The 26,347-nt window shown below is 64.1% G+C and carries 27 protein-coding genes; 15 read left to right on the top strand and 12 right to left on the bottom strand.

The window, feature by feature from the left end:
- Nucleotides 1-15: 15 nt before the first annotated feature.
- Nucleotides 16-648: a heme ABC exporter ATP-binding protein CcmA gene (gene ccmA / locus NTH_RS09235; RefSeq protein WP_338529743.1), complete on the bottom strand. Its 633-nt coding sequence runs from the start codon at nucleotides 646-648 to the stop codon at nucleotides 16-18.
- Between the two features lie 259 nt (nucleotides 649-907).
- Here ccmA and acnA point away from each other — a divergent pair, with 259 nt between their 5' ends.
- The 3 genes from acnA (at nucleotide 908) to NTH_RS09220 (ending at nucleotide 5,529) form a co-directional block, all read left to right on the top strand.
- On the top strand, nucleotides 908-3,604 hold the full coding sequence (gene acnA, locus NTH_RS09230; RefSeq protein ID WP_338529742.1) for an aconitate hydratase AcnA: 2,697 nt from the start codon (nucleotides 908-910) through the stop codon (nucleotides 3,602-3,604).
- Between the two features lie 220 nt (nucleotides 3,605-3,824).
- Nucleotides 3,825-4,562, top strand: coding sequence for a DUF1223 domain-containing protein (locus NTH_RS09225; RefSeq protein ID WP_338529741.1), 738 nt, complete (start codon nucleotides 3,825-3,827; stop codon nucleotides 4,560-4,562).
- 571 nt (nucleotides 4,563-5,133) lie between these two features.
- The gene (locus NTH_RS09220; protein WP_338529740.1) at nucleotides 5,134-5,529 is read left to right on the top strand and encodes a DUF2794 domain-containing protein; all 396 of its coding nucleotides are present in this window, start codon (nucleotides 5,134-5,136) and stop codon (nucleotides 5,527-5,529) included.
- A 39-nt stretch (nucleotides 5,530-5,568) separates the two neighbouring features.
- On the opposite strand, the gene NTH_RS09215 is transcribed toward NTH_RS09220, so the two are convergent.
- The 4 genes from NTH_RS09215 to NTH_RS09200 all read right to left on the bottom strand — a co-directional run bounded on the left by NTH_RS09215 (nucleotide 5,569) and on the right by NTH_RS09200 (nucleotide 10,543).
- Entirely contained in the window at nucleotides 5,569-6,153 is a 585-nt protein-coding gene (locus NTH_RS09215) for an N-acetyltransferase family protein (protein ID WP_338531851.1), read from the bottom strand.
- 121 nt (nucleotides 6,154-6,274) lie between these two features.
- Nucleotides 6,275-7,006, bottom strand: coding sequence for a Bax inhibitor-1/YccA family protein (locus NTH_RS09210; protein WP_338529739.1), 732 nt, complete (start codon nucleotides 7,004-7,006; stop codon nucleotides 6,275-6,277).
- Nucleotides 7,007-7,205: 199 nt separating this feature from the next.
- Entirely contained in the window at nucleotides 7,206-9,824 is a 2,619-nt protein-coding gene (locus NTH_RS09205) for an ABC transporter permease (protein ID WP_422392369.1), read from the bottom strand.
- 14 nt (nucleotides 9,825-9,838) lie between these two features.
- The gene (locus NTH_RS09200; RefSeq protein WP_338529738.1) at nucleotides 9,839-10,543 is read right to left on the bottom strand and encodes an ABC transporter ATP-binding protein; all 705 of its coding nucleotides are present in this window, start codon (nucleotides 10,541-10,543) and stop codon (nucleotides 9,839-9,841) included.
- A 63-nt stretch (nucleotides 10,544-10,606) separates the two neighbouring features.
- On the opposite strand from NTH_RS09200, the gene NTH_RS09195 reads away from it, so the two are divergent.
- Together NTH_RS09195 and thpR are read left to right on the top strand one after the other, a co-directional pair.
- Nucleotides 10,607-11,275 carry an arylesterase gene (locus tag NTH_RS09195; protein WP_338529737.1) on the top strand — a complete coding sequence of 223 codons (669 nt, stop codon included), beginning with the start codon at nucleotides 10,607-10,609 and terminating at the stop codon, nucleotides 11,273-11,275.
- A gap of 82 nt (nucleotides 11,276-11,357) precedes the next feature.
- The gene (gene thpR / locus NTH_RS09190; RefSeq protein WP_338529736.1) at nucleotides 11,358-11,957 is read left to right on the top strand and encodes an RNA 2',3'-cyclic phosphodiesterase; all 600 of its coding nucleotides are present in this window, start codon (nucleotides 11,358-11,360) and stop codon (nucleotides 11,955-11,957) included.
- On the opposite strand, the gene NTH_RS09185 is transcribed toward thpR, so the two are convergent.
- Nucleotides 11,858-12,379: a low molecular weight protein-tyrosine-phosphatase gene (locus tag NTH_RS09185; RefSeq protein ID WP_338529735.1), complete on the bottom strand. Its 522-nt coding sequence runs from the start codon at nucleotides 12,377-12,379 to the stop codon at nucleotides 11,858-11,860. The genes thpR and NTH_RS09185 overlap by 100 nt on opposite strands.
- 52 nt (nucleotides 12,380-12,431) lie before the next feature.
- Between NTH_RS09185 and NTH_RS09180 the strand changes: the two genes are divergently transcribed.
- Nucleotides 12,432-12,725, top strand: coding sequence for a 4a-hydroxytetrahydrobiopterin dehydratase (locus NTH_RS09180; protein ID WP_338529734.1), 294 nt, complete (start codon nucleotides 12,432-12,434; stop codon nucleotides 12,723-12,725).
- A 26-nt stretch (nucleotides 12,726-12,751) separates the two neighbouring features.
- Here NTH_RS09180 and NTH_RS09175 read toward each other — a convergent pair whose 3' ends face one another.
- Genes NTH_RS09175 through NTH_RS09155 form a run of 5 tightly spaced genes read right to left on the bottom strand, consistent with a single transcriptional unit; the run spans nucleotide 12,752 to nucleotide 17,695 of the window.
- Nucleotides 12,752-13,549, bottom strand: a complete 798-nt coding sequence (locus tag NTH_RS09175) for a class I SAM-dependent methyltransferase (protein WP_338529733.1) — start codon at nucleotides 13,547-13,549, stop codon at nucleotides 12,752-12,754.
- Complete coding sequence (locus NTH_RS09170; protein ID WP_338529732.1) at nucleotides 13,546-14,343, bottom strand: ABC transporter ATP-binding protein; 798 nt, start codon at nucleotides 14,341-14,343, stop codon at nucleotides 13,546-13,548. The genes NTH_RS09175 and NTH_RS09170 overlap by 4 nt, the downstream gene beginning before the upstream one ends.
- Nucleotides 14,337-15,419 carry a FecCD family ABC transporter permease gene (locus NTH_RS09165; RefSeq protein ID WP_338529731.1) on the bottom strand — a complete coding sequence of 361 codons (1,083 nt, stop codon included), beginning with the start codon at nucleotides 15,417-15,419 and terminating at the stop codon, nucleotides 14,337-14,339. Before NTH_RS09165 ends, NTH_RS09170 begins: the two co-directional genes overlap by 7 nt.
- Nucleotides 15,409-16,539 (bottom strand): ABC transporter substrate-binding protein, encoded by a 1,131-nt coding sequence (locus NTH_RS09160; RefSeq protein ID WP_338529730.1) that lies wholly within the window; start codon nucleotides 16,537-16,539, stop codon nucleotides 15,409-15,411. The genes NTH_RS09165 and NTH_RS09160 overlap by 11 nt, the downstream gene beginning before the upstream one ends.
- 19 nt (nucleotides 16,540-16,558) lie before the next feature.
- Complete coding sequence (locus NTH_RS09155; RefSeq protein ID WP_338529729.1) at nucleotides 16,559-17,695, bottom strand: ABC transporter substrate-binding protein; 1,137 nt, start codon at nucleotides 17,693-17,695, stop codon at nucleotides 16,559-16,561.
- A 531-nt stretch (nucleotides 17,696-18,226) separates the two neighbouring features.
- On the opposite strand from NTH_RS09155, the gene NTH_RS09150 reads away from it, so the two are divergent.
- From NTH_RS09150 to NTH_RS09140, 3 genes are all read left to right on the top strand, one after another.
- Complete coding sequence (locus NTH_RS09150; RefSeq protein ID WP_338529728.1) at nucleotides 18,227-18,607, top strand: YkvA family protein; 381 nt, start codon at nucleotides 18,227-18,229, stop codon at nucleotides 18,605-18,607.
- Between the two features lie 315 nt (nucleotides 18,608-18,922).
- Nucleotides 18,923-19,423 carry an invasion associated locus B family protein gene (locus tag NTH_RS09145; protein ID WP_338529727.1) on the top strand — a complete coding sequence of 167 codons (501 nt, stop codon included), beginning with the start codon at nucleotides 18,923-18,925 and terminating at the stop codon, nucleotides 19,421-19,423.
- A 132-nt stretch (nucleotides 19,424-19,555) separates the two neighbouring features.
- Nucleotides 19,556-20,776 (top strand): argininosuccinate synthase, encoded by a 1,221-nt coding sequence (locus tag NTH_RS09140; RefSeq protein WP_338529726.1) that lies wholly within the window; start codon nucleotides 19,556-19,558, stop codon nucleotides 20,774-20,776.
- Between the two features lie 127 nt (nucleotides 20,777-20,903).
- Here the strand turns inward: NTH_RS09140 and NTH_RS09135 are convergent, their stop codons facing one another.
- Nucleotides 20,904-21,719 (bottom strand): lytic murein transglycosylase, encoded by an 816-nt coding sequence (locus NTH_RS09135; RefSeq protein ID WP_338529725.1) that lies wholly within the window; start codon nucleotides 21,717-21,719, stop codon nucleotides 20,904-20,906.
- Between the two features lie 154 nt (nucleotides 21,720-21,873).
- Between NTH_RS09135 and NTH_RS09130 the strand changes: the two genes are divergently transcribed.
- The 6 genes from NTH_RS09130 (at nucleotide 21,874) to NTH_RS09105 (ending at nucleotide 26,251) form a co-directional block, all read left to right on the top strand.
- Nucleotides 21,874-22,551, top strand: a complete 678-nt coding sequence (locus NTH_RS09130; protein ID WP_338529724.1) for a DUF1236 domain-containing protein — start codon at nucleotides 21,874-21,876, stop codon at nucleotides 22,549-22,551.
- A 301-nt stretch (nucleotides 22,552-22,852) separates the two neighbouring features.
- The gene (ffh, locus tag NTH_RS09125) at nucleotides 22,853-24,409 is read left to right on the top strand and encodes a signal recognition particle protein (RefSeq protein WP_338529723.1); all 1,557 of its coding nucleotides are present in this window, start codon (nucleotides 22,853-22,855) and stop codon (nucleotides 24,407-24,409) included.
- An 8-nt stretch (nucleotides 24,410-24,417) separates the two neighbouring features.
- Nucleotides 24,418-24,744, top strand: coding sequence for a chorismate mutase (locus tag NTH_RS09120; RefSeq protein WP_338529722.1), 327 nt, complete (start codon nucleotides 24,418-24,420; stop codon nucleotides 24,742-24,744).
- Nucleotides 24,741-25,244 carry a GNAT family N-acetyltransferase gene (locus NTH_RS09115; RefSeq protein WP_338529721.1) on the top strand — a complete coding sequence of 168 codons (504 nt, stop codon included), beginning with the start codon at nucleotides 24,741-24,743 and terminating at the stop codon, nucleotides 25,242-25,244. Before NTH_RS09120 ends, NTH_RS09115 begins: the two co-directional genes overlap by 4 nt.
- Before the next feature lie 21 nt (nucleotides 25,245-25,265).
- Nucleotides 25,266-25,682 carry a 30S ribosomal protein S16 gene (gene rpsP / locus NTH_RS09110; RefSeq protein WP_338529720.1) on the top strand — a complete coding sequence of 139 codons (417 nt, stop codon included), beginning with the start codon at nucleotides 25,266-25,268 and terminating at the stop codon, nucleotides 25,680-25,682.
- A gap of 134 nt (nucleotides 25,683-25,816) precedes the next feature.
- On the top strand, nucleotides 25,817-26,251 hold the full coding sequence (locus NTH_RS09105; protein WP_338529719.1) for an OsmC family protein: 435 nt from the start codon (nucleotides 25,817-25,819) through the stop codon (nucleotides 26,249-26,251).
- The last annotated feature ends 96 nt before the right edge of the window (nucleotides 26,252-26,347 follow it).

Here is a 26,347-nt window from a genome sequence, read left to right as displayed (position 1 = left end):
AGGCGCAGGTAATAATCATGCCCGCACCTCCCCCATCTTCAACTCCCCCGCAGCCTCGAGCCCCAGCGGCAAATGCGTCGCCGCCACGATCAGCCCGCCATCCTCCAGATGCGCGCCCATCAGTTCCGCGAATTGCGCTTCGGATGCCTTGTCGAGGCCGGCGGTGGGCTCGTCGAGCAGCCAGACGGGGCGGTAGCTGACGAGCAGCCGGGCGATCGCGGCGCGGCGGCGCTGGCCGGTGGACAGATAGCCGAAGGGCAGGTGAGAGATGTCGCCGAGCCCGACCATGTCGAGCGCCTCCCACGGGTCGAGGTGCGGATGGCCCAGGAACTCGCGCCAGAAGGTGAGATTCTCCTCCACGCTCAGCGCGGCTTTCATCGCGTTCTTGTGGCCGAGATAATGGCAGGCGCTCCGTGCATCGGGAAAATCCTCGCCGCCGCCCTTGAAGGAGACCGCGCCTTCATGCACCGGCAGGAGGCCGGCGAGGACCCTCAACAGCGTGGACTTGCCAGCGCCATTCGGCCCTGTCACGGTCAGCGCCTCGCCTTCGCGCACCCGGAAGGAAAGTCCTTGAAACACAGGCTCGCCGCCGCGTTCGCCCGCCAGTCCTGTTGCTGCGAACTCGATTGTGGGGGCATGTGGCGGCAAAGGGTTTTCCTGAATTGTTGGAGGGCTGCAGTTTTGCCCAATGACGGTATGGAACTCTTTTACGAAATTCTCTATATCCCGGACAACCACGCCAGCGGTCGGCGTGTAACTCTTTGTGCCGATACCCCGCGCGCGCGCCGCCTTGAACGGCCCGGACGCTAGGAACGGACAGCGGAAATGACCGTACCCGCACCTTTTGCGCGTGATGCCTGGAGGAGTCCGTTCCCGTTTCGGATGAACAGACCAGATAGGATCGCCCGTGTCTAAATCTCTCGACAGTTTCAATTGCCGCCGTACCCTGAAAGTGGGTGACAAGGAGTATGTCTATTTCGATCTCAAGGAGGCGGAGAAGAACGGTCTTACCGGCGTGTCGAAACTTCCCTTCTCCATGAAGGTGCTTCTGGAGAACCTGCTGCGCAACGAGGACGACCGCTCCGTCACCAAGGCCGATATCGAGGCTGTCGCCGCCTGGCTGGACGACAAGGGCACCGCCGGCCATGAGATCGCCTATCGGCCGGCCCGCGTGCTGATGCAGGATTTTACCGGCGTTCCGGCCGTGGTCGATCTGGCCGCCATGCGCGATGCGATGAAGGCGCTCGGCGGCGATCCGCAGAAGATCAATCCGCTCGTTCCGGTCGATCTGGTCATCGACCATTCGGTCATCGTCGACGAGTTCGGCACGCCCAAGGCCTTCGCCCGAAATGTGGAGCTGGAATATGAGCGCAACGGGGAGCGCTATCGCTTCCTGAAATGGGGGCAGAAGGCATTCAAGAATTTCCGCGTCGTGCCGCCCGGCACGGGCATCTGCCATCAGGTGAACCTCGAATATCTCGGCCAGACCGTCTGGACGAAGGAAGAGGACGGCGTCGAGATCGCCTATCCGGACACCTGCGTGGGCACCGATTCGCATACGACCATGATCAACGGCCTCGGCGTGCTGGGCTGGGGTGTGGGCGGCATCGAGGCCGAAGCGGCCATGCTCGGCCAGCCGATTTCAATGCTTCTGCCCGAAGTGATCGGCTTCAAGCTGACCGGCAGGATGAAGGAAGGCGTGACGGCCACCGACCTCGTGCTCACCGTCACGCAGATGCTGCGCAGACGAGGTGTGGTCGGCAAGTTCGTCGAGTTCTTCGGCGACGGGCTCGACCATCTGACGCTGGCCGACGCCGCGACGATCGGCAACATGTCGCCCGAATACGGCGCCACCTGCGGCTTCTTCCCCGTCGATTCGGAGACGCTGAACTATCTCACCATCTCCGGCCGCGCCGAAGAGCGCGTGGCGCTGGTGGAAGCCTATTGCAAGGCGCAGGGTATGTTCCGCGAGACGGGCTCCGAGCACCCGGTCTTCACCGACACGCTGGAGCTCGATCTGGGCGACGTCGTGCCCTCCATGGCCGGTCCGAAGCGTCCCGAGGGCCGCATTCCGCTGGAGAACATCGCCTCGGGCTTTGAGGAGGCGCTCGTTTCCGAATACAAGAAGGATGCGTCGGAGAAGGACAAGCGCTGGCAGGTCGAGGGCGAGGACTACGACATCGGCCACGGCGACGTGGCGATCGCCGCCATCACGTCGTGCACCAACACGTCGAACCCGTCGGTTCTGATCGGCGCCGGCCTGCTCGCCCGCAACGCCAATCGTCTCGGCCTCAAGCAGAAGCCGTGGGTGAAGACCTCACTGGCGCCGGGCAGCCAAGTGGTGGCGGAATATCTCGATAAATCGGGGCTGCAGAAGGAGCTTGACCAGATCGGCTTCAATCTGGTCGGTTTCGGCTGCACCACCTGCATTGGCAATTCAGGCCCGCTCAACGCGCCGATCTCCAAGGTGATCAACGACAAGGGGCTGATCGCAGCCGGCGTCCTTTCGGGCAACCGCAATTTCGAAGGGCGCATCTCGCCGGACGTGCAGGCCAACTACCTGGCCTCGCCGCCGCTGGTCGTCGCCTATGCGCTGGCCGGGACGGTGAAGAAGGACCTCACCAAGGAGCCCATCGGCAAGGACAAGGACGGCAAGGACGTCTACCTGAAGGACATCTGGCCGTCGAACCAGGAGATCCAGGCCTTTATCCAGGAGCACGTCACGCGCGACCTGTTCGAGAAGAAATATGCCGAGGTCTTCACCGGCGACGACAACTGGCGCGCCGTGCAGGTGCCCGAGGGCGAGACTTACGCCTGGGACGACGAATCGACCTATGTCCAGAACCCGCCCTATTTCGAGGGCATGGGCAAGAAGGCCGGCGATGTCAGCGACATTAAGGGCGCGCGCATCCTCGGCCTGTTCGGCGACAAGATCACCACCGACCATATCTCTCCCGCCGGTTCGATCAAGGCGCAATCGCCGGCCGGCAAATACCTGATGGACCACGGCGTGGACGTGGTCGATTTCAACCAGTACGGCACGCGGCGCGGCAACCATGAAGTGATGATGCGCGGCACCTTCGCCAATATCCGCATCCGCAACTTCATGCTGGGCGAGAACGGCACCGAGGGCGGCTATACGATCCACTATCCCTCCAAGGAGGAGATGTCGATCTACGATGCCGCCATGCGCTACAAGCAGGAGGGCGTTCCGCTGGTGGTTATCGCCGGCGCCGAATATGGCAACGGCTCTTCGCGTGACTGGGCAGCCAAGGGCACCAATCTCCTGGGCGTGCGCGCGGTCATCGCGGAAAGCTACGAGCGCATCCACCGCTCCAACCTGGTCGGCATGGGCGTCATCCCCTTCGTCTTTGCCGAAGACGGCGTCGGCTGGAGGAGCCTTGGCCTGAAGGGTGACGAGACGGTGACGATCGAGGGGTTGGAGAACATCAAGCCGCGCGCGACCATGACCGCCAAGATCACCTATGCCGACGGCGAGGTGAAGGAAGTGCCGGTGCTGTGCCGCATCGACACGCTGGACGAGCTGGAATATTTCCGCAATGGCGGCATTCTGCACTATGTGCTGCGGGATCTTGCCGCCTAGACCACGGTGACGCTTCCTTGGAGCGACATTCCTGGAATTGAAGGGGCCGCCGGGTCATGACCGGCGGCCCCTTTGCGTCAGCAGGGCACTTCACGCCGCTTGCCCTTGGAATGTTTTCACCGCAACGTGACTTCCCATTGATGCGGCATTGCCGCTACCATTTTCGAGCGGACGGGATAGTGACGCGGTGTCCGGCGCGACAATTCACGGAATGGATGTCATGAAGCGCATCAAGGCGCGGCTTGCCGCGCAACTGGCAGGTTTGACGCTGACGGCACTCTGCCTTGCACCGATGGCGGGCGCGGCGGCGGAGAAGGTGAGGGTGGTCGAGCTGTTCACCAGCCAGGGCTGCAGCTCCTGCCCGCCGGCCGATGCGTTTCTGGCCGAGCTGGCGGAACGCGACGATCTGGTGGCGCTCGCCTATCATGTGGACTACTGGGACTATCTGGGGTGGAGAGACAGGCTGGGCTCGCCAGAGAACAGCGCCCGCCAGCGCGGTTACGCGCAGAAGTTCGACAGCTCGGTCTATACGCCTCAGATGGTGATCAACGGACGCACCCATGTCGTGGGGTCAAAGCGCCCGGCGGTGCTGACGGCGCTCGAGAGCGAGACGAGCGAAGCGGTCGATGTGACTATCACCGAAGACGGCAACAGCCTGGCGATCGATATCGGCTCTGCCGTCGGCGATGCGAAGGATGCCCATGTGGTGCTGGTCTATTACGAGCCGCGCAAGCGCGTCACGATCGGCGCGGGCGAGAATTCGGGCCGCACCATCGAGTACCGCAACATCGTCACCGAATACCGGACGATCGGCATGTGGCACGGAAAGGCGACGCGGCTGGAGATGCCCATGAGCGAGATCGCCAAATGGGGCAGCAACTGCGCGGTGCTGCTGCAATCGGTGGACAAGGCCGGACGGCCCGGCCCCATTCTCGGCGCCGCCCGCGCGGGAAGCTGACAGGCGGGTCTTTCTGGGACGCATTGCGCCTGGGCCGCCAGGTGCGGCACCTGGCAACCAAACATCACCGCCGATGCCTGGTCAAAAAAACGCCGGTTTGGCAAAGCCAAGCTCCGGCGCTATTTGGGATCGTCGCCCTGACGTTCCGGGGCTTGGTGAAGCCCGGAGTTGGTTCGATCCGTCCACGGCCCCGTGGGCGGGGGGCTTGGGGTTACGGAGCAGCGTCCGGACCGAACCGTCTCAGGCAACGAGTGGATCGTGGCTTTGAAATCAGGCGGCAGCTTGAACAGAAGGCGGCGACAATGTGGCAATCGATCACCATATCCGACAGCGCGTCCTCTTTCGTGAACGCGGAGCTACCTCCCTCGCGAGATGAACATTCGCGCGTCGAGCGGCGCATGTTCGGCGGTTCCAGTTCTCATCTCCGCTGCACGAGCGGGGCCGCCCTCCCATCTGCGAACGGCGCTGCGGAGGCTGTCGCGCGAGGCCGAAACCTCGCTCCGGGGCTTGCATTTCATGTTTGGCCGCGTACCTTTCCTTCATGACATCGTCACAAAGGTGCGTGCGGCTGATGACTGAATACGGAAGCGGCAGGGAGGATGGGGAAGATTCCGGCAACCTCATCCCTTTCGTAGAGGCCAGGCGCGCACGCCTGGATCTGCCCGTAACATTCGACAGGCGCGAGCTGGATCACATACTGCGCCTCTACGGGCAGATGGTCGCGGCCGGTGAATGGCGCGACTATGCCATCGACCATCTCAAGGACCGGGCCGTCTTCTCGGTCTACCGCCGGGCCAGCGAAATGCCTATGTTCCAGATCGTCAAGAACCCGAAGCTGGCCCGCAAGCAGGGCGCATGGTCAGTCGTCACGGCGGCCGGAGTCGTGCTGAAGCGCGGCCATGAGCTGGCGCGCGTTTTGACGGTGTTCGACAAGCAGTTGCGTGTCGTGCGGGCGGTGCGGCGGTAGCGTTTCAACGAACTTGCCGGAGTTGGTGACGGCGGAGCGCTAGACCGCTTTCCGGAACATCCGCTCCGGCAGGGAATCGGGGTCGGGCGGCAGGGTGTCGCCGCCGTTCATTTCAAGCTGCATGAAGACCGTGTCCAGCCATTTTCCGTGCTTGTAGCCGCTGCCTTTCAGGACGCCGGCGTGGACGAAGCCGGTCACCTCGTGTAGGCGGATGGAGGCGCGGTGGTTGGTGCCGTCGCCGATCACGGCGATGAGCTGGCGGAAGCCCAGGCGCCGGCATTCGGCGATCAGCGCTTCCATGAGCAGCCGGCCGACGCCGCGACCCTGGGCCTGCGGGTCGATATAGACCGAATCCTCGACGATGAAGCGGTAGGCCCGGCGGGCGCGGAAGGGACCGGCATAGGCATAGCCCAACAGCCGGCGCTCTTGGTTTTCGGCGACCATATAGGGATAGCCCTGCGCCTGCAGCGCTTCCATGCGCATGGTCATTTCCGATTCGGGCGGCGGTTCGAGTTCATAGGTCGCCGTGCCGTGCTCGACGGCATGGGCATAGATGCGGGTGACGGCGGGAATGTCGGTCGCAACGGCCGGGCGGATGGATATGTCGCTGATTGTCGGGGACATGGTCTCGGCGGGAATGGTTTTTCCTAGAATCGCTCTATTCATGACAGGCGTCCGCGCAAAAGGAAAGGGCGGCCCGAAGGCCGCCCTTTGTGACGTTACCTGGATGGATCGCCTGTGCGGATTACTCGCGATTGCCGAGGAACTGCAGCAGGAACATGAACAGGTTGATGAAGTCGAGATAGAGTCTCAGCGCGCCCATGATGGCCTTGCGGCCGGACACGGCGGCATCGTCGCCCTCATAGTACATTTCCTTGATCTGCTGGGTGTCATAGGCCGTCAGCCCGGCAAAGATCAGAACGCCGATCGCCGAGATGGCAAATTGCAGCGCCGAGGATGCCAGGAAGATGTTGACGATCATGGCCAGGATCAGGCCGATCAGCCCCATGAACAGGAACGAGCCCATGCCCGTCAGGTCGCGCTTGGTCGTGTAGCCCCACAACGACAGCGCGCCGAACGAGGCGGCCGTGATGAAGAACACGCGCACGACGCTCTCACCCGTGAAGACGAGGAAGATCGACGACAGCGACAGTCCCATTACGGCGGCAAAAACCCAGAAGGAGGTCTGTGCGGCCGACACGCTCATCTTGTGGATGCGCGCGCTCAGAAAGAACACCAGACCCAGCGGCGCGAGCATAACAACCCAGCGCAGCGGGCTTCCATACATCACCTGGGCGAATGCCTCGTTCGTCATCGCCAATTGTGCGGTGGCGAAAGCGGCCACGCCGGTGATCGCAAGGCCAAGCGCCATCAGGTTGTAGACCCGGAGCATGTAAGCGCGCAGGCCCTCGTCGATGGCCGCGTCCGCGCGTGCGCCGGGCGCCACGCGGGCCTGATAGTTGCGAAGATCAGCCATGTATTCCTCTTTTCTTGCTACTCTCCCGTCGGGTGTCGGTCATGTGACCGCTCGCCGCTGGCGGGAGTCCAGCATGCGTGGATCAAATATGATGTCGTTTCGTGTCAAGGACAAGACCCTTCTATGTCCAAAAGCAGATGAAACATCGGCGGCGGGTTCCCGGCGGCAAAAGGCGGTCCGTTGAGTTAACAACGGGTAGCTAAAGGTTGCGCAGCACGGGAGCGGCCTTATGGCCGAGCACGCGCCAAGTGCCGATGAGGCCGATGCCGACGGTGAAGACAAGCGCGATGACGATGGTCGACAGCGCGACCTCGGGCAGGAAGGTCCAGGGCAGCGTCATGATACGGGTGACGACGAACCAGGCGGACAGTCCGCCGGCGGCCAGCGCAAAGATGGCAGTCGCCAAGCCGATCAGCATATATTCCAGCGCGAAAGCCGTGATGAGCGTGCGCCGCGTCGCGCCGAGGGTCTTCAGGACCACGGCGTCGTGGATCCGGGCCCTGTTTCCCGCGGCAAGCGCACCGGCAAGAACCAGCACCGAGGCGATCAGCGCCACGGCGGCGGCGGCCCGGATCGCCGTCGCGAGCTGGGCGACAAGGCGGTTGATGACGTCCAGAGCATCCTTGACGCGAACGGTGGTGATGGTCGGGAAGGACCGGGTGACCGCGTTGAGCAAAGCGGATTCGTCCTGGCTCGTGGCCGCTTCGTCGGTCAGGGTGGCGAGCCAGGCATGGGGGGCGCCGGCGAAGGTGTTGGGCGAGAACACCATGACGAAATTCATGGCCAGGGTTTCCCATTCCACCTGCCGGAAGCTGGCGATCCTGGCGGTGACGCTGCGGCCGAGCACGTTGACGGTGATGGTGTCGCCCAGTTCCAGGCCGAGCTCCCGCCCCTCCTCCGAGGTGAAGGAGACGAGCGGCTTGCCATCATAATCGGCCGGCCACCATTCGCCCTGGGTGAGCGTCGAGTTTTCCGGCTGGTTGACGGCATAGGTGATGCCGCGGTCGCCGCGCAGCACCCAACCGCCTTCGGGCGGGATCTCCATTTCGCGGACATTGGTGTCGTTGAGGGCGGTGATGCGGCCGCGCAGCATGGGCACCTTGATGAGCTTCGCCTCGGGCGAGGACCGGCTCTCCACGAGTGAGGTGAAACCATCAACCTCCGTCGACTGGATGTCCACGAAGAAGAAGTTCGGCGCGATCTCCGGCAGATTGCCAGATATCTGCCGGCGCAGATTGCCGTCGATCATGGCCAGCGTGGCAAGCAGCGTGAGGCCGAGCCCCAGGGACAGGACGACCGAAGGCGTGAGCGCGCCCGGCCTGTGAATGTTGCCGATGGCGAGCCTGAGCGCCGTGGAGCGCACGCGCGGGGCGCCGCGCGCCATGCTCTGGACCAGCCAGCCGACCGCGCGCAGGATGAGGAAGGCGGCGATGGTCGCCCCGACGAAGATCGCGGCTATCCGCCGTTCCTCCGAATAGAAGATCGCCAAGGCGCAAAGCGCGGCCACAATAGCGCCTGCGGCAACGACGTAGGACAGACGCGGCCAACCCTTGCCGCTCATGCTCATCTCGCGGAAAAGCGCGGTCGCGGGCACATCGCGGGCGTGGCCGAGCGGCAGAAGCGCGAAAGCGAGGGTGGTCAGCAGGCCGAACAGGGCGGCAAGGCCGAGCGCATCCGGATAGAGGCCGGCCTGGCTGGGCACCGGCAGCACGGAGGCCAGCGCCGCGCTGGCCATGAACGGCATGAGCGCGGCCAGAATGAGGCCGATGGCGATACCGGCCAGCGCGATGAGCAGGATCTGCAGAAGATAGACGGTGACGACGAAACCACCCGAGGCGCCGAGGCTCTTGAACGTGGCGATGACGGTGCGCTTGGCGTCCAGATGCGCGCGAACGGCGTTGGCGACACCGACGCCGCCAACGACCAAGGCAGTCAGCCCCACAAGCGTCAAGAATTGCGAGAAGCGCTCTATGTTGGACGAGAGCGCCGGCGCGGCGTTGAGGTGGGTGCGGATGCTCCAGCCGGCATCGGGAAAGCGCTCGCCGGCCTGTTCGGTGAGCTGCCTCAGCTCACCGTCGCTGGCGCCGCCGTCGATGCGGATCTTATAGGTATGCTCGACAAGGCTTCCCGGCTGGATGAGGCCGGATGCGCGCAGCCCGTCAAGCGACGTCAGGAAGCGCGGGGCGAAGCCGAAGCCGTCGGAAACGGCGTCCGGTTCCGCGACCAGTTCGGCGCGCAACTCGAATTCCTGGCCACCCAGAAGCAGACTGTCGCCTATCCCGATGCCAAAGCGCTCGAAGAGCAAGGAAGGCGCGGCCACGCCATAAACGCCGTCCCGCGCTTCCAGAAGCCGGTCCAGCGGCAGCGGCGGTTCCGTTATCAGTTCGCCATAAAGGGGGTAGGCGTCGTCCACCGCCTTGACCTCGACCAGCGCCTGGTCGGAGGCGTCGGGCAGACGGGCCATGGAGCGCATACCGGCGCTGGTGGCGACCGTCCCAAGGCTCTCCAGCCAGACACGCTCGGCGTCGTCGGCCTCGCGCTGGTTCAGCTCGAAGCGGATATCGGCGCCCAGCAGTTCCTGGCCTTGCGTGGCCACACCGGCGCCGATCGCCTGGGCGACGGAGTTGACGCCGCCGATGGCGGCGACGCCGAGCGTTATGCAGGCCAGGAAAATGAAGAAGCCGGAAAGGCCGCTGCGCATCTCGCGCAAGGCAAAGCGCAGCGCGAGCGCGAGGCCGGCGCCGTTTGCGGCGGTTTTACGCGCAGGCCGGGCACCGGCCGCATTTTCGGTCAACGTGGAGGCATCCGTCCCGCTCATAGCCGCCCGCCCGCTCAGCCGGCATCGGCGGCAAGGGCCGCTTCAGGCATGGCTTCTATGCGTCCGGAGCGCATGGCGACCTGGGCGTCGCAGCGCTCGGCCAGGCCGGTGTCGTGGGTGACCAGGACCAGGGTCGTGCCGCGCTCGCGCGCCTTGTCGAAGAGCAGGTCGGCGATCTGGCGCCCGGTCGTCTGATCGAGATTGCCCGTCGGTTCGTCCGCTATCATGATGGCCGGAGCGGGGGCTAGCGCGCGGGCGATGGCGACGCGCTGCTGCTCGCCGCCGGAAAGCTCGCCCGGATAGTGGGTGACGCGGTCTTTCAGGCCGACGGCGGCCAACTCCTTCGCGGCCAGGCCGAACGGATCGGGATGGCCCGCCAGTTCCAGCGGCACGGCCACGTTTTCAAGCGCGGTCATGTTGGGGATGAGGTGGAAGGACTGGAAGACGATGCCGATGGTGCGACCGCGAAAGGCGGCGACGGCGTCTTCGCCCAAACCCGTCAGCTCCTGGCCCGCGACACGGACGCTGCCGCGGTCGACGCTTTCCAGGCCGGCGATCACCATCAGCAGCGTCGACTTGCCCGAACCGGAGGGGCCGACGATGGCCGTGGAATGGCCACTTTCCACCGACAGGCTGACCTCCTTGAGGACGTGGACGGCGGAAGCTCCCTCGCCCAGATGCAGGGAAACCTTCTCAAGCTCGATAACGGGTTCAGACACGGGCGGGACGTCCTATATATGTGTTTTATACGCGCGCAATCCGGCTGATATGGGATATTCATCATGGCATTCAAACAACCCGGGTCGCTTTTCGCTTTCAAATTCGCGTCATCGGTCTTTGCAGGGCTGATGCTCGTGCTTGCGGCGGCGCTGCCGGTGCGCGCCGAGACCTTCCGTATCGTCGGGCTGGGCGACAGCCTGATGGCCGGCTATCAACTCGGGCCGGGGGAGGGGTTTCCGGAACGGCTGGAGGCGGCGCTGCGGCAAAGGGGTCACGACGTGAGCGTGGTCAATGCGGGCGTCTCCGGCGATACGTCCAGCGGCGGACTGTCGCGCCTCGACTGGTCGGTGCCGGACGAAACGGACCTGGTGATCGTGGAACTGGGCGCCAACGACATGCTGCGCGGCATCGCACCCGAATCGACCGAGCAGAATCTGGACGCCATCATTTCCGGATTGAAGGAACGCGGCATCGGCGTCGTTCTGGCCGGCATGCTGGCAGCGCCCAATCTGGGGGAGGCGTACCGCCAAGCCTTCGACGGCATCTATCCGCGCCTGGCCGAACGCCACGACGTGCCGCTGATACCATTCTTCCTCGACGGGGTGGCGGCCAATCGCGGGCTGCTGCTCGAGGACGGCATGCACCCGAATCCCGAGGGCGTCGAGATCATGGTGGAAAGGATACTGCCCGTGCTCGAACCCCTCGTTGCAGGGGAAAAGCAGGGGGCGTGACCTGCTGCCCGCAGAAATATCTTGCCCGCCGGCAGGATCGATGATTCGCTGGCGACAGACATAGAGATTCGAGGAGGTTGCCATGCCGCGACTTTTCACCGCCCTCGAGATTCCGCGCGATGCCGCGTTATCGCTCTCGCTGTTGCGAGGCGGTCTGCCGGGAGCCCGCTGGATCGATGTCGAAAACTATCATCTCACCCTGCGGTTCATAGGCGACGTCGAAGGCCATGTGGCCGACGAGATTGCCGATGCGCTCGACCGGGTGCGCCGCCCCTCCTTCCAGCTCACGCTCTCAGGGGTTGGCGCCTTCGGACAGAAGAAGCCGCACGCCATATGGGCCGGCGTGGCACCTTCGCCCGATCTCCACTCCCTGCAGGGCGAGATAGAGCGCATCTGCCAGCGCCTGGGCCTGCTGGCGGACCCCCGCAAGTTCACGCCCCATGTCACGCTCGCCCGGCTGCGCGGCGCCAGCCCCGCCGATGTCGCTGCCTATCTGTCGGCACGCGGCAATTTCGCGGCAATGCCCTTCAAGGTGGGGCGGTTCGTGCTGATGTCGGCGCGCGATTCGATCGGCGGCGGGCCTTATATCATCGAGGAGGCGTGGCCGCTTCTCCAGGCGGAGCCTTCGCGGGCCGCCAGCTTTGCGATGAGCGCCGCCGACGCTTCACGGATCATGAGGTAGACCTCGGAAAAGCCGTCCTCGCCGCCATAGTAGGGGTCCGGCACGTCGCGCTGGCCCTTGCCGGCTATGTTCGAGAACAGGTGGATGCGGTGATGCGTGTGCTCCGGCGCCATGCGCCTGAGGTTGCGAACATTCGAATTGTCCATGCCGAGGATGAGGTCGAACCGCTCGAAATCGGCGAGGCCGACCTTGCGGGCGCGCTGGGCGGAAATATCGATGCCATAGGCGGCGGCGATCGCGACCGAGCGGGGATCGGGTGGGGAGCCGACGTGCCAGGCGCCGGTGCCGGCCGAGTCCAGATGGAAGGCCCCGGCCATTCCACGCTCGGCCGCGACCGCGCGGAAGATGCCTTCGGCCAGGGGCGAACGGCAGATATTGCCCAGGCAGACGAAGAGTATTGCGGTTTGGGCCTGTTCGTTCATGGGATGCGCGTTATCCTTTTGCGGTTCATGCAGATATCTAGTGGAGCGGACCATGGCACGTCAAAAGCTCGATAGGGAATCGGCAAACGAGGCGCTGGCCGATATTGGCGGCTGGTCGCTGTCGGAGGACTGCGGTTCCATCAGCCGCCGCTTCGAATTCGGCGATTTCAATGCCGCATTCGGCTTCATGAGCCGCGTCGCGATGGCGGCGGAGAAGCTCGACCATCATCCCGAATGGAAAAACGTCTACAAGACGGTTGATGTGGTTCTCACCACGCACGATGCGGGCGGGCTGACGGAGCTGGATTTCAAGCTGGCGAAGAAGATGAATCGGTTCGCCGGATAACCGCACGCGCTTTTTCTGCCCGGCCTTCAACTGGCCACGAACGCGAAACGGTGGGCGCCGGTGAGCCGCAGGCGCTGGGCGAGGCTGGCGTTCCGCATGCCCCGTCCATAGAGGCGATGCACCGATAGTAGCCGGCATTCCGTGAAGCCGGCCCGGCGCAGGTCCTGCTCCAGTTTGCGAGGCGTCAGGCCCCCAGCATAGGCGACCCGGGACAAAATGGCGAAGTGCCGCTCGCGGTCGATGCGATCGGGTTCTTCCGCCGGCTCCAGCAGGTTCGCCAGCCCGTTGCGGACACGCTGGAGAATGCTCTTCTTGGGCGCCACCCAGTTGCCGTCGACGATCAGTATCCTGCCGCCCGGCTTCAGCACGCGCCGCCATTCAGTGAAAGCGGCCATCGGGTCGGTCAGGGTCCAGACGAGATGGCGGGTGACGACCAGGTCGAAATGCGCGTCGGGGAGGAGCGCGAGCGCCTCGGCGTCGCAGAGGAGGCCGCGCCACGCCTGGCCGACCAGCTTGCGGCGAGCCCTTGCCAGCATAGTCTCGGAAAAGTCGATGCCCGTCACCGTCGCTCCAAGGCCGCAGAGCATGCGGCTGACCTCTCCGGTGCCGCAGGCGATGTCCAGCACCTGATGGCCGGCAAGGTTCCCGAATGGCTCGAGGCCGCAGGCCTGGCGGATGAGCCGATGCCATTCGGGCATGCCGTATTCCTCGTCGATCCGGTGCGAAGGCGAATCGTCGAAGGTCGCGGCCCGGCCCGACCAATAGTCGCGGATCTCGTCCTTGAGCCCGTAATTCGCCAGCAGGGTTGTCTCTTCGCCTGTCATGCGCTCAGCGCGAAGCTCGCGACGGGGCGTCCGCTCGCCACATCGTCGACGATCACATGGGGCTGGCCCTGCGAGCATCGCTCGATGCGCGCTTCGATCTCGTAGACGCTGCGCAAAAGCGCCGGCGTCAGAACCTCCGCCACGGGGCCGCAGGCATGCAGGCCGCCATTGGCGATGACCATCACATGGTCGGCAAAGCGCAGCGCGTGGTTGAGGTCGTGCAGGGCGATGAAAATCACCATGCCGCGCTCGCGCGCCAGCCGCCGGACCAGCGAGAGGACACCGATCTGGCGATGCAGGTCGAGCGCGGATGTGGGCTCGTCCATCAACAGGACCTGGGGCTCGCGGGCGAGCGTCTGGGCGATGCTGACGAGCTGGCGCTGGCCACCGCTAAGATCGCCGATATTGCGGGCGACGATGGCTTCGATGCCGAGCGCTTCCACGGTCGCGTCGACGACCCGCAGATCGTGGTCGCCGACATGGAGCGAGCTGCCCTGCTTGCGTGCCAGGACGATGGATTCATAAACGCTCAGAACGGCGCTGGATGAGTTGTCCTGGGGCATGTAGCTGATCGCGCGGCCACTCGCCCATCCATTGGCCTCCACCTCCAGGATCACCTCTCCGGGCCCCTTCAGCAGGCCGGCGATACGCTTGAACAGGGTCGATTTGCCGGCGGCGTTGGGGCCGACCACGGCAATGACCTCGCCGGCGCCGAAAGCCGGCGTCGAGATCCCGGATACGACCGGCTTGCGGCCATATCCGGCGCCGAGATCGTTCAGACGAATGCTCACCATGACCGCCTCGCATTGCTGAAGATGAGGGAGATGAAGAACGGGATGCCCACAAGGGAGGTGACGATGCCTATCGGGAAAATGGTGCCCGGTATCAGCGATTTGGAGACCACCGAGCTGATCGACAGAATGAGCGCGCCGGCAAGCGCCGAGGCGGGCAGGAAGAAGCGCTGGTCCTCGCCGATGAGCATGCGCGCGATGTGCGGGCCGACCAGCCCGATAAAGCCGACCGTGCCGACAAAAGCGACCGGGATGGCCGCCAGAAGGCTCACCAGTACCAGTGTTTCGAGCCTGATCCGCGCGACCTTCACGCCGAAACTCTCCGCCTTCGCCTCGCCCAGCCGCATCGCCGTCAGCGACCATGCGCGGCGGACGAAAAGCGGGATCACCACGAGGACTACGGCCAGGGTGATCCAGAATTTCGGCCAGGTGGCCTTGGTCAGGCTGCCCATGGTCCAGAACACCACGGCGGCCAACGCCTCCTGTGTGGCGAAGAACTGCACCAGCGCCAGAAGGGCGTTGAAGGTGAAGACCAGCGCGATGCCGAGCAGGACGATGGTCTGCACGGTCACGCCCTGCTTCATGCTGAGCACATGGATCAGGAACGCCGTCAGCATGGCCATGACGAAGGCATTCATCGGCACCACATACTGGATGGCGGCCGGGATGAGCGCCACGCCGAAGGCCAGCGCCAGGGCGGCGCCGAAGCCTGCGGCGGCGGAAATTCCGAGCGTGAAGGGGCTTGCCAGCGGGTTGTTCAAGATCGTCTGCATCTGGGCGCCGGCAACCGACAGCGCGGCGCCCACCACCACCGCCATCAGGGCGATGGGCATGCGGATCTCCCACAGGACGACGCGCACCTGAACCGGCACGGCATCCGGTGCGATCAGCGCAAGCACCACCTGATCGAGCCCGTAGCGGGCGGGTCCGAGCGCGAGGTCGACGCACAGGCTGAGGAGCAGGGCAAGCACGAGCCCCGCCAGGATCAACTGCTTGCGCCAGACCAGGGCGCGGTAAAGACCGCGCCCCGATGCCGAAGGACTTGCGGCAGATGGATTTTCCGTGACCTCAGCGGGCATCGGACAAGGAGACCCAATGGCCCGGCGCGTAGTCCACCGGCAGGAACTTTTCGTGAAGTTCCCGGAAGGTCTCCTCCGCATCGAGTTCGGCGAAGAGCTCGGGGTGCAGCCACTTGGCCATCTGCTGGATAGCGACGAACTGGTAGGGGCTGTTGTAGAACTGGTGCCAGATCGCATGGTACTGGCCGTTCTCCACGGCCTTGACGCCAGTGAACGCGGGGCGTCCGGTCAGCGCCTGCAGCTTGCGCAGCGCTTCCTCCGTGTCGGCGCCTGGGCCTACGCCCACCCAGTCGCCGCCCGGCACATAGGCGTCCCAATTGCCGCCGGTGACGATGACGTGGTCGGGGTTCGCGGCGATGATCTGCTCGGGATTGAGCGTGCCGAACGTGCCGGGAATGATGCCCTTTGCGATGTTCTCACCGCCGGCCATCTCGACGAACTTTCCGAAATTGTCCGCGCCGAAGCTCATGCAGCAATCCTCGGAATAGCCGCCGGCGCGGTCGATGAAGACCGTCGGACGCTCGGGCTTGGCCTCTGCGATCACGTCGGTGACGCGGGCGATCTGCCGGGCGCGGTAGTCGATGAAGGCTTCCGCCTTTTCTTCCTCGCCGAACAGCTTGCCGATGAGGCGCATGCTCGGCTCGGTGTTGGTGAAGGGGTTCTCGCGGAAATCGACATAGACGACCGGGATGCCCACCTGGGCGAGCTTCTCGATGTACTGCGCGTCTTCCGTCGCCTGCTTCGACTCGATGTTCATGATCATGACATCGGGATCGAGCGCAATCGCCTGCTCGACGTCGAACGTGCCGTCCTTGAAACCGCCGAAGGTCGGGATGTCGGCCATGGCCGGGAATTTTTTCAGGTAGACGGCGTAGTTGTCGGGGTCGGCCTGGGAGAAATCCTCACGCCAGCCGACCACGCGCTTGAAGGGGTTCTCCGCGTCGAGCACGGCGGTGAGATAGATCTGACGGCCTTCGCCGAGGATTACCTTGTCGACGGGCACGTCGACCTTCACCTCGCGCCCGGCGATGTCGGTGACCGTCACCTCTTCCGCGAGGGCCGCCGAGGTCCATGCCGTCAGCGCGATCAGTGCGCCGCCGAACAATCCTTTGATATGCATAGCTATTCCTTTCCAATATTCAGTTCATGTTGCCGGATAGTGAGACCCAGTAGCCGGGGCGGTAGCCCACGGGCAGGAAGCGTTCATGCAACTCGCGGAAGGTGGCGTCGGGGTCGAGATCGGCGAACAGTTCCGGATAGAACCATTTGGCGAAGCGCTGCACGGCGACGTAGTCGTAGGGGTTGTTGTAGAACTGGTGCCAGATGGCGTGCACCTTGCCTTCACGCACGGCGCGGATGCCGGTGAAGGCAGGCGCCTGCACGAGCGAGGCCAGGCGTTTCAGCGCCGGACCTTCCGGCGCGCCGGGACCGACGCTAACAAATTCCTGAATGTCGGAGACGGATTCCCAGTTGGCGCCGGTGACGATCACATGCTCGGGGTCCGAGGCGATGACCTGTTCGGGATTGATGTCGACATAAGTGGTGTCGCCGAATGCGGAGCCGACATTGATGCCGCCCGCCTGCTCGATCATCCTGCCGAAATTGTAGGAACCGAAAGTCTTGCAGCAGGCCGTGGTCGAGGAGATGCCCGGCGCGCGGTAGAGCAGCACCACGGGCTTTTCCGGCTTTGCCTTCTCCAGGACATCGGTGACGCGACCCAGTTGCTCATGGCGAAAGGCAATGTATTCCTCCGCTTTCTCTTCGACATCGAAGAGCTTGCCAAGGAGGCGCAGGCTCGGGTCGCCGTTCTTGTCGAGATCGGCGCGGAAGTCGACGAAAACGACGGGCACGCCCGCCGCGTCCATGAATTGGAAGAAGCCGCTTTCCCTGGCGGCCTCGAACTGTTCGAGATTGAGGATGATCACGCCCGGATCGAGCGCGATGGCCGCCTCGACATCGAAGGTGCCCGTGGGGATATATCCGAACCGAGGCAAGTCTGCGATCTGCGGGGCGAAGGCGCGGTAAAGCGCGTAGGAATCAGCATCGGACCCCATGAGATCGTCACGCCAGGCGATTACGTCGTCGAACACCTTGTCCCCGCGTATGGCGGCCAGCGCGTGGACCTGCCGCCCTTCGCCCAGGAGCACGCGCTTGACCGGCACATCGAGCGTTACTTCGCGTCCGGCGACATCGGTTACCGTGACTTCCTCCGCGTGCGCCGCGACCAGCGTCGAGAGGGCGAACAGAAATCCGCCAACGATGTGCTTCAAATACATTTCAATACGTCCTTCTTTTAAAATCAGTCCTTCCCGTCAGACAGCGGGACGCAACAGCCGCCCTGGCCGTCCATCGGTAGGAATTGAGCGGCAATTGGGGAATGAGACTGCCCTGGAGAGAATGAGCGCCGCAAACGCGGTTGGCCGAATATGGATCATCTGCTCCCTTCATGCCGGGCAGTGCCGGCGATACGCTGAACCCGCGGTATCGAAGGAGTATCCACGGCAAAGCCGCCCGTGACCCGCAGGCATCCGCAAGTCACCCTCCTCAATCAACGGGATTCAAGGTCCTGTCATTGAACTGGGGGGTCCTCGTAACCTACGAGGCCGTAAAGCTCAATGTTTTTCAATAGTTTAGAATCATTCTAATTTCACTCAAGAATTCGCCGGCGGGAAACGGGCCCTTCACCGGTTTCGGGACTTCGTGCCGGAGAAATTTCTGCGGAGAGCGGGTCGGTGATGGGACAGGGGGCAGGACGCCCGTGGCGGCAGCTATTGCATTGGCGCCCATGATCCCCACATGATCCGACCATGACGGAAGACCTGAAGATCGGCGAGATTCTTGCGCCCGGCAGCGATGACGACAATCGCCGCCGCGAAGAGCGCGTCCGCGACCGGTTCTGGAACACGGCACGGCGAGCGGCGCGGCAGGTGCCGTTCATGGAAGAGGTGGTGGCCGGCTATTACTGCGCGCTCGACCGCGATACGCCGCCGCGGGTGCGCGGTACGCTTCTTGCAGCGCTCGCCTATTTCGTGCTGCCGCTCGACATGGTCCCCGACTTCCTGGTGGGGCTCGGGTTCACCGACGATGTCGCGGTACTGATGGCGGCTCTGAATATGGTGCGCTCGCATATCGCGCCGGCGCACCGGCTGGCGGCGCAACAGGCGCTGGAAGCCGAAGAGCGGCGCTGACCGGCCGAATTCGTGGAAATGACCGCAGAAGAATGTATCCGTTCGGATGGCGCCGGCCTCTTTTGTCGTCTCCGTGGCCCGGCGGGTCAAACTCTTGCCTTTTTCATCCGATTCAACGCTTGTATAGGGGCATGGAGGCATTCATTGTGATCGCCGCATTCAAAGCTGGCGTCTTCCGGGGGCGGTTCTCTTGGCGCGGCTTCACCCTTTGGTAACCCAGATTAAATAAAAATGAAGCAATCGGGCTTCACGGTATGAACCTTTGAGGCTGCTGCCGACACAAATGCAGACAGAGACAAAGTAATGGTCAGGACAATGCGTGGAATCTTCTCGTCGCTCATTCTGCTTGGCGCGATCGTCGCCGGCGGACCGGCCTTTTCGCAGGCCACCGCAGTCGGGCAACACCGCGACTGGGGCACCTACAGCTACCAGTCCGACAGCGGCAAGGTCTGCTATGTGATGAGCGTGCCGAAGGCGAAGGAGCCCGCCAGCCTGGACCATGGCGACATCTTCTTCTTCGTCAGCCAAAAGCCCGGGCAGAACGTGGCTTTCGAGCCCCAGTTCATCGCCGCCTACGACCTGCAGGAAGGCTCCAAGGTAACGGTCACGGTGGGCGGCAAGTCCTTCACGATGTTCACCCAAGGCAAATCGGCCTGGCTCGAGAACGCCGCCGAAGAGCCGCAGCTTCTCGCCGCCATGAAGGCTGGCACGGACATGAAAATCGCCGCCAAGTCGGGCCGGGGCAACGATACCGGCTATACATTCTCGCTGCTGGGACTGACGGCGGCGCTGGAATCCATCCAGTCCTGCAAGTAATTCTGCTGAGCCCAGCGGCCTTTGAAGGCGCGGTCTGCCCTTGCTGCCGCGCCTTTTCCTGTTAAAAGATCGCGCCATTGCGTTCCGGCCGGCTCTGTCGGCCCCGGCCCCTCTCCACTACCGGAAAAGACAATGGCGAAACTGGAAAATGTGAAAAAGGTCGTGCTTGCCTATTCGGGCGGCCTCGACACCTCGATCATCCTGAAATGGCTGCAGACGGAGCTTGGCGCGGAGGTCGTCACCTTCACCGCCGATCTCGGGCAGGGCGACGAGCTGGAGCCGGCCCGCAAGAAGGCCGAGTTGCTCGGCATCAAGGAAATCTATATCGAGGACGTGCGCGAAGAGTTCGTCCGCGACTTCGTGTTCCCCATGTTCCGCGCCAACGCGCTCTACGAGGGCGTATACCTGCTCGGCACGTCGATCGCGCGGCCGCTGATTTCCAAGCGCCTAGTGGAGATTGCCGCCGAGACCGGCGCCGACGCCATTGCACATGGCGCGACGGGCAAGGGCAACGACCAGGTGCGCTTCGAGCTCTCGGCCTATGCGCTGAACCCGGACATCAAGGTGATCGCGCCATGGCGCGACTGGGAATTCAAGTCGCGCACCGACCTTCTGAACTTCGCCGAGGCGCACCAGATTCCGGTGCCGAAGGACAAGCGGGGCGAGGCGCCGTTCTCGGTCGATGCCAACCTCCTGCATTCCTCCTCGGAGGGCAAAGTTCTCGAAGATCCGTGGAACGAGCCGCCGGAATATGTGCATCAGCGCTCGGTTTCGCCGATGGACGCGCCGGACGAGCCGACGGAGATTACCATCGGCTTCGAACGCGGCGACGCCGTTGCGCTCAACGGGAAGGCGATGTCGCCGGCGACGCTGCTTGCGGCGCTCAACGATCTGGGCCGCGACAACGGCATCGGCCGCCTCGACCTCGTGGAAAACCGCTTCGTCGGCATGAAATCGCGCGGCGTCTACGAGACGCCCGGAGGGACTATTCTCCTGCAGGCGCACCGCGCGATGGAATCGCTTACGCTCGACCGGGGCGCCGCGCATCTGAAGGACGAGCTGATGCCGCGCTATGCAGAGCTGATCTATAACGGCTTCTGGTTCTCGCCGGAGCGCGAAATGCTGCAGGCGGCGATCGACAAGAGCCAGGAGGATGTGGAGGGCGAGGTTCGCCTGAAACTCTACAAGGGCAATGTCATCGTGACCGGCCGCAAGTCGGACAAGTCGCTCTATTCGGATGCGCTTGTGACGTTCGAGGACGATCAGGGCGCCTATGACCAGAAGGACGCGGCCGGTTTCATCAAGCTCAACGCGCTTCGACTGCGGACCCTGGCGGCGCGGCGGAGGAAATAGCCGCGCCGGGCTGGCTGCTCCCGTGGCCTTAGCGCACGGGCAGCGACCGCAGCAGCATACGGTCCAGCGATAGCGACCAGGTGGAACCACCTGGCGTCCGCATACATGCGGAACGGAAGGCCCGCCCTCAGCCATCGATTTCCTTGGCGATGATGGCGATGGCCTGCTGGTAGACGCTGGCGGCGTTCCAGCCCTGGATGGCTCTGAAATTGGGCTGGCCAGGCTGATAGCCGGCGCCCGCCCGCCAGCCGTGGGCACGCAGGAAATTGGCGGTGGAGGCGAGGGCGTCGGCGGAGGAGCCGATCATGTCGATGCGTCCGTTGCCGTCACCGTCGACGGCAAATTTCAGCGCGTTGCCCGGCAGGAACTGGGTCTGGCCAAGCTCGCCATGGGCCGCGCCAATGGCATTGGGGCTCATCATGCCACGGTCGATGAGGGCCAGTGCACCATAGAGATGGCCAGTGAAGAACTCGGAGCGGCGGCAATCATAGGCAAGCGTGGCGACGGCCGAGAGGATGTTCTGATTGCCGAGGAAGCCGCCAAATCCCGTTTCCATGCCCCAGATCGCAATCAAGGGGCCGGCCGGCACGCCGTAGCGCTGCTCGATATTGGCGAACAGGCTGGCATGTTTCTTCTTCATGCTCTTGCCACGCGAAATGATGGCACTGGCGCCGCGCTTCTGCATGAAGCTGTTCAGCGAGAGCTTGAAGCTCTTTTGGCCTCTGTCGGCGGCAATGGTCTTGCTGGCGTAACGGGTGCCCTGCAAGGCGTCGAGCGCCCTGCGGCCGACGCCGCGAGCAGCCGCTTCCTGCGTAAACTGGCGCTTCCAGTCCTCGAAACCGGCGGCGTTGTTGCCGCAGCCGGCGGCGAGCGCCGGTTCGCCGGTTAAAACAAACGCAACCAGAGTTGCAGCCAGCCAGCCAGCCTTGCCGCCAAGCGTCATCATGTGCCCCCAAAAGGAAAACCTGTTCAACGGCATTGTGGCAGCGAAAGGTGCCTTTGTCACCTGTGCCGCTTGCGACGGCAGCTGCGCTCGCGGAACCAAACGCTGGTGGTTTTGTTCAGGGTGCCGGAAGGGACTATCAAGGAGATGTGACATGAAGTTCCCAGGTTTGAAAACTGCGACGGCGGCCGTTGCGCTGCTCTCCCTTTCGGGGGCCGCCATGGCTCAGGTGGCGGCGACCGCAACGACCGATCTCAACATCCGGTCCGGACCGGGGCCGCAGCACTCGGTCATCGGCGTGATCGGCGCATCTGAAGAAGCGACCATCAATGGCTGCATCGAAGACAGCAAATGGTGCCAGGTGACTCATGGCGGCGTGGAAGGATGGGCCTATTCCGACTATCTGACCGCCAGCATCGAGGGGCAGGACACGATTGTGCTGTCCGAGACCCGGCCCGAGGCGGTGCCGACGGTCACCTACGAGACCACCGCAAGCACGGAAGGCACCGGGGCCGTGGCGGGCGGTGCAACCGGTGCGGTTGCGGGAGCCATCATCGGCGGGCCCGTAGGCGCGGCTATCGGCGGCGCCGCAGGTGCCGTGGCCGGCGGTGCAATCGACACGGTCACTCCCCCGCAGGAGGTCGTCACCTATGTTCGGGAGAACCGCGTGGACCCGGTCTATCTCGAAGGCGAGGTCGTGGTGGGCGCTGGCCTGCCTGAGACGGTCGAAATGCGCGAGATACCGGACTATGAGTATCGTTACGTCTACGTGAACGGGCAACCGGTTCTGGTCGAGCCCGACTCCCGCCGTATCGTCCATGTGATACGGTAGCAGGACAGGCCGGCGCCGCCGAAACTGCGGCGCCGGTCCCGCCTTCGGAAAGGCACGCCCTCGGCCCGATGCCGGAAGCTTGACTCCGGCGTCGTTTTGGGGTCTACAGCCACCACTTTCCGCGACGAGTGCAAACTCCGAGCAGCCGACCAGGGCGCTTCTTCTTGACGACGATCCTGGAGGTCAACATCCGGCAGCGCAATGCGCCCCCGGGTGCTTTTCGGCTTTGCTCAAGGTTTAACCTGCGGCGCGGATGCATTACCTCTCGTGTTCGGTAAGACACGAGACCAGAGGAACGTGGATGTTTGAATCGCTTCAGGAGCGCCTTGGCTCCATCCTGAATGGCTTGACCGGCCGCGGCGCCTTGTCCGAGGCGGATGTCTCGGCGGCGCTGCGCGAAGTGCGCCGGGCGCTGATCGAGGCGGACGTCGCGCTGGACGTGGTGCGTTCCTTCACCGACCGCGTGCGCGAGAAGGCCGTCGGCGCAGAGGTGCTGAAATCGGTCAAGCCCGGCCAGATGGTGGTCAAGATCGTCCATGACGAGCTGGTCGAGATGCTGGGCGCGGAGGGCGAGACGATCGACCTTAACGCGCCAGCGCCGGTCGTTGTCATGATGGTCGGCCTGCAGGGTTCGGGCAAGACGACGACGACGGGCAAGATCGCCAAGCGGCTTTCCGAGCGCCAGGGCAAGAAGGTGCTGATGGCCTCGCTCGATACGCGGCGGCCGGCCGCGCAGGAGCAGCTCAGGCAGATCGGCGAGCAGGTTTCGGTCGCCACGCTGCCCATCGTGAGCGGGCAAACGCCGGTGGATATCGCCAAGCGCGCCGTGCAGGCGGCAAGGCTTGGCGGCCATGACGTGATCATTCTCGATACCGCCGGCCGCACCCATATCGACGAGCCGCTGATGGCCGAGATGGCGGAGATCAAGCGCGTCTCCAACCCGCATGAGATCCTGCTGGTGGCCGATTCGCTTACCGGCCAGGACGCGGTGAACCTTGCCAAGAGCTTCGATGAGCGTGTCGGCATCACCGGCCTGGTGCTTACCCGCATGGACGGCGACGGGCGTGGCGGCGCCGCCCTTTCCATGCGCGCCGTCACCGGCAAGCCAATCAAGCTCATCGGCGTCGGCGAAAAGATGGACGCGCTGGAGGAGTTCCATCCCAAGCGCATCGCCGACCGCATCCTTGGCATGGGCGACATCGTCAGCCTAGTCGAGAAGGCGGCGGAGACCATCGACCAGGAAAAAGCCGCGGCGATGGCCAAGAAGATGCAGGCCGGCAAGTTCGACCTGAACGATCTGGCCGATCAGCTTGCGCAGATGCAGAAGATGGGCGGCATGGGCGGCATCATGGGCCTGATGCCCGGCATGGGCAAGATGAAGGACCAGATGGCCGCCGCCGGTCTCGACGACAAGATGTTCGGCCGCCAGATCGCCATCATTCAGTCGATGACGCCGAAGGAGCGTTCCAATCCCGATCTGCTGAAGCACAGCCGCAAGAAGCGCATCGCCGCCGGCTCCGGCACGGATGCGGCGCAGATCAACAAGCTTCTGAAGATGCACCGCCAGATGGCCGACATGATGAAGTCGATGGGCGGCAAGGGCAAAAAAGGCGGCATGATGCGGGGCATGATGGGCGGCATGGCGCAGAAGATGGGGTTCGGGGGCATGCCGGGCGGCATGCCCGGAATGGGCGGCGGCATGCCCGACCTTTCCAAGATGAGCCCGAAGGAGATCGAGGCACTGCAAAAGCAGGTCGATGCCGCGGGTCTTTCGTCGGGCTTGCCCAAGGGGCTCCCAGGCCTGCCCGGCGGCGGTCTGCCCGGGTTGCCCGGCAGCGGCCTGCCGCGGAAGAAATAGAGGCGGAAATGGAGCCAGATACGGCACGGGCACAGCTTATGGAACTGCGGGCGTCGATCGACAATATCGACGCGGCGCTGATCCACATGCTTGCCGAGCGTTTTCGCTGCACGAAAGCGGTGGGCGTGCTCAAGGCGCGGAACGATCTGCCGCCGGCGGATCCGGCGCGCGAGAAGCAGCAGATCGAGCGGCTGCGCCGGCTTGCCGACGAGGCCAATCTGGACCCTGATTTCGCGGAAAAGTTCCTCAATTTCATCATCCGCGAAGTGATCCGCCATCACGAGGCAATCGCCGAACAGCATGGCAATGGCGATGGGGCGAAGGCGGCGACATGATTCCGGTTCTGGAAAGCGAGCGGCTGATGTTGCGCGCCTGGCGGCGGGAGGACTTCCCCGCCTATGCGGCCTTTAGCGCCGATCCGAACCGCACACGCTACAGCGGCGGGGTCAAGACGGACTTCCAGGCCTGGACCTCCTTTGCCGCCGGCCTCGGAGAATGGGCGCTCAACGGCTACGGCATGTTTGCGGTTCAGCCGAAGGATGGGAGCGAGGCGGCGGGTTATGCCGGACTTTGGCATCCGCCCATGCTCGACGAACCGGAACTGGCCTGGGGCCTTTTCGAAGGCTTCGAGGGCAGGGGCTATGCGACCGAAGCGGCCCGGCGCGTTCAGCTGTGGGCGGCGCGGGAGCTGAACCTGCCGCCGCTGATGAGCTTCGTCCATCCCGACAACCTGCCCTCGCAGGCTGTCATCAGGCGGCTCGGGGCCTCACCCCTGCCGCCAACCGAATTGCGCGGCGAGCCGCGCTTGCGTTTCCGGCACATCCTGCCGGTCTAGCCATCATCGAAAGGAAGAAACATGGCACTTAAAATACGTCTGGCCCGCGCGGGCTCCAAGAAGCGTCCCTATTACCACGTTGTGGTGGCCGATGTGCGCAGCCCGCGCGACGGCCGCTTCATCGAGCAACTCGGCTCCTGGAACCCAATGCTGCCCAAGGACGCGGAGCGCGTGAAGCTCAACGAGGAGCGCATCAAGTACTGGCTCGACCAGGGCGCGCTGCCGACCGATCGCGTGCTGCGCTTTATGGCCGATGCAGGCCTTGCCGAGCGCCCGGCCCGCAACAACCCCAAGAAGGCCGAGCCGGGCAAGAAGGCCCAGGAGCGCGCCGCCGAAGCCAAGCAGGCCGAGGAAGACGCCAAGGCAGCCGCCGCCGAAGCCGCTGCTGCCGCCGAGGCTCCGGCGGAAGAGCCGGCCGGCGAGGAAGCCGCGAGCTGATCGCAGCTTCGCGGCGTGTTTCGGATGGCGGGCTGCGGCCCGCCATTTGCGTTCAGAACGGCTGGACATTGCGCAATTGCAGATGGGGAGCGGCTCGACTTTCCTGGCATAGCGCGCAACAAGGGATGAATCGGATGAAAGCTCGGATCAAGTGGGTCGAAGACCGTACGTTCATCGGCGAGTCCGGGAGCGGCCACAAGGTCGTGCTCGGGACCGCTTCAGGGCCGGAGGGGCGCACGCCGGGGCCCAGCCCCATGGAGATGGTGCTGATCGGCACGGGAGGCTGCTCGGCCTTCGACGTCGTTCACATTCTCGAAAAGGGGCGCGAGGCGGTGGAGGACTGCGTCGTGGAGATGGATGCCGAGCGCGCGGAACAGGACCCGAAAGTGTTCACCCGCATCCACATGCATTTCGTGGTGAAAGGGCGCGGTCTGGCGACGAACAAGGTCGAGCGCGCGATCGCGCTGTCGGTTGAGAAATACTGCTCGGCGTCGGCAATGCTCGCCAAGACGGCCACGATCACCCATGATTTCGAGGTCGTCGACACGTCCGTCACGGCGGCTGTCTAGATCAGTTCACCGTTTTGCAGAAGCGCCTACCTGATCCAACTGTCGGCTGCTGGGCAACCCCAGGAAAACCGGCTCCCACTTTCGCTGGGGTTGCTC

Source organism: Nitratireductor thuwali, assembly GCF_036621415.1.
Lineage (GTDB): Bacteria > Pseudomonadota > Alphaproteobacteria > Rhizobiales > Rhizobiaceae > Chelativorans > Chelativorans thuwali.
The sequence above is the reverse complement of the archived record's forward strand: the minus strand, read 5'-3'. Positions and strand labels throughout refer to the sequence as shown.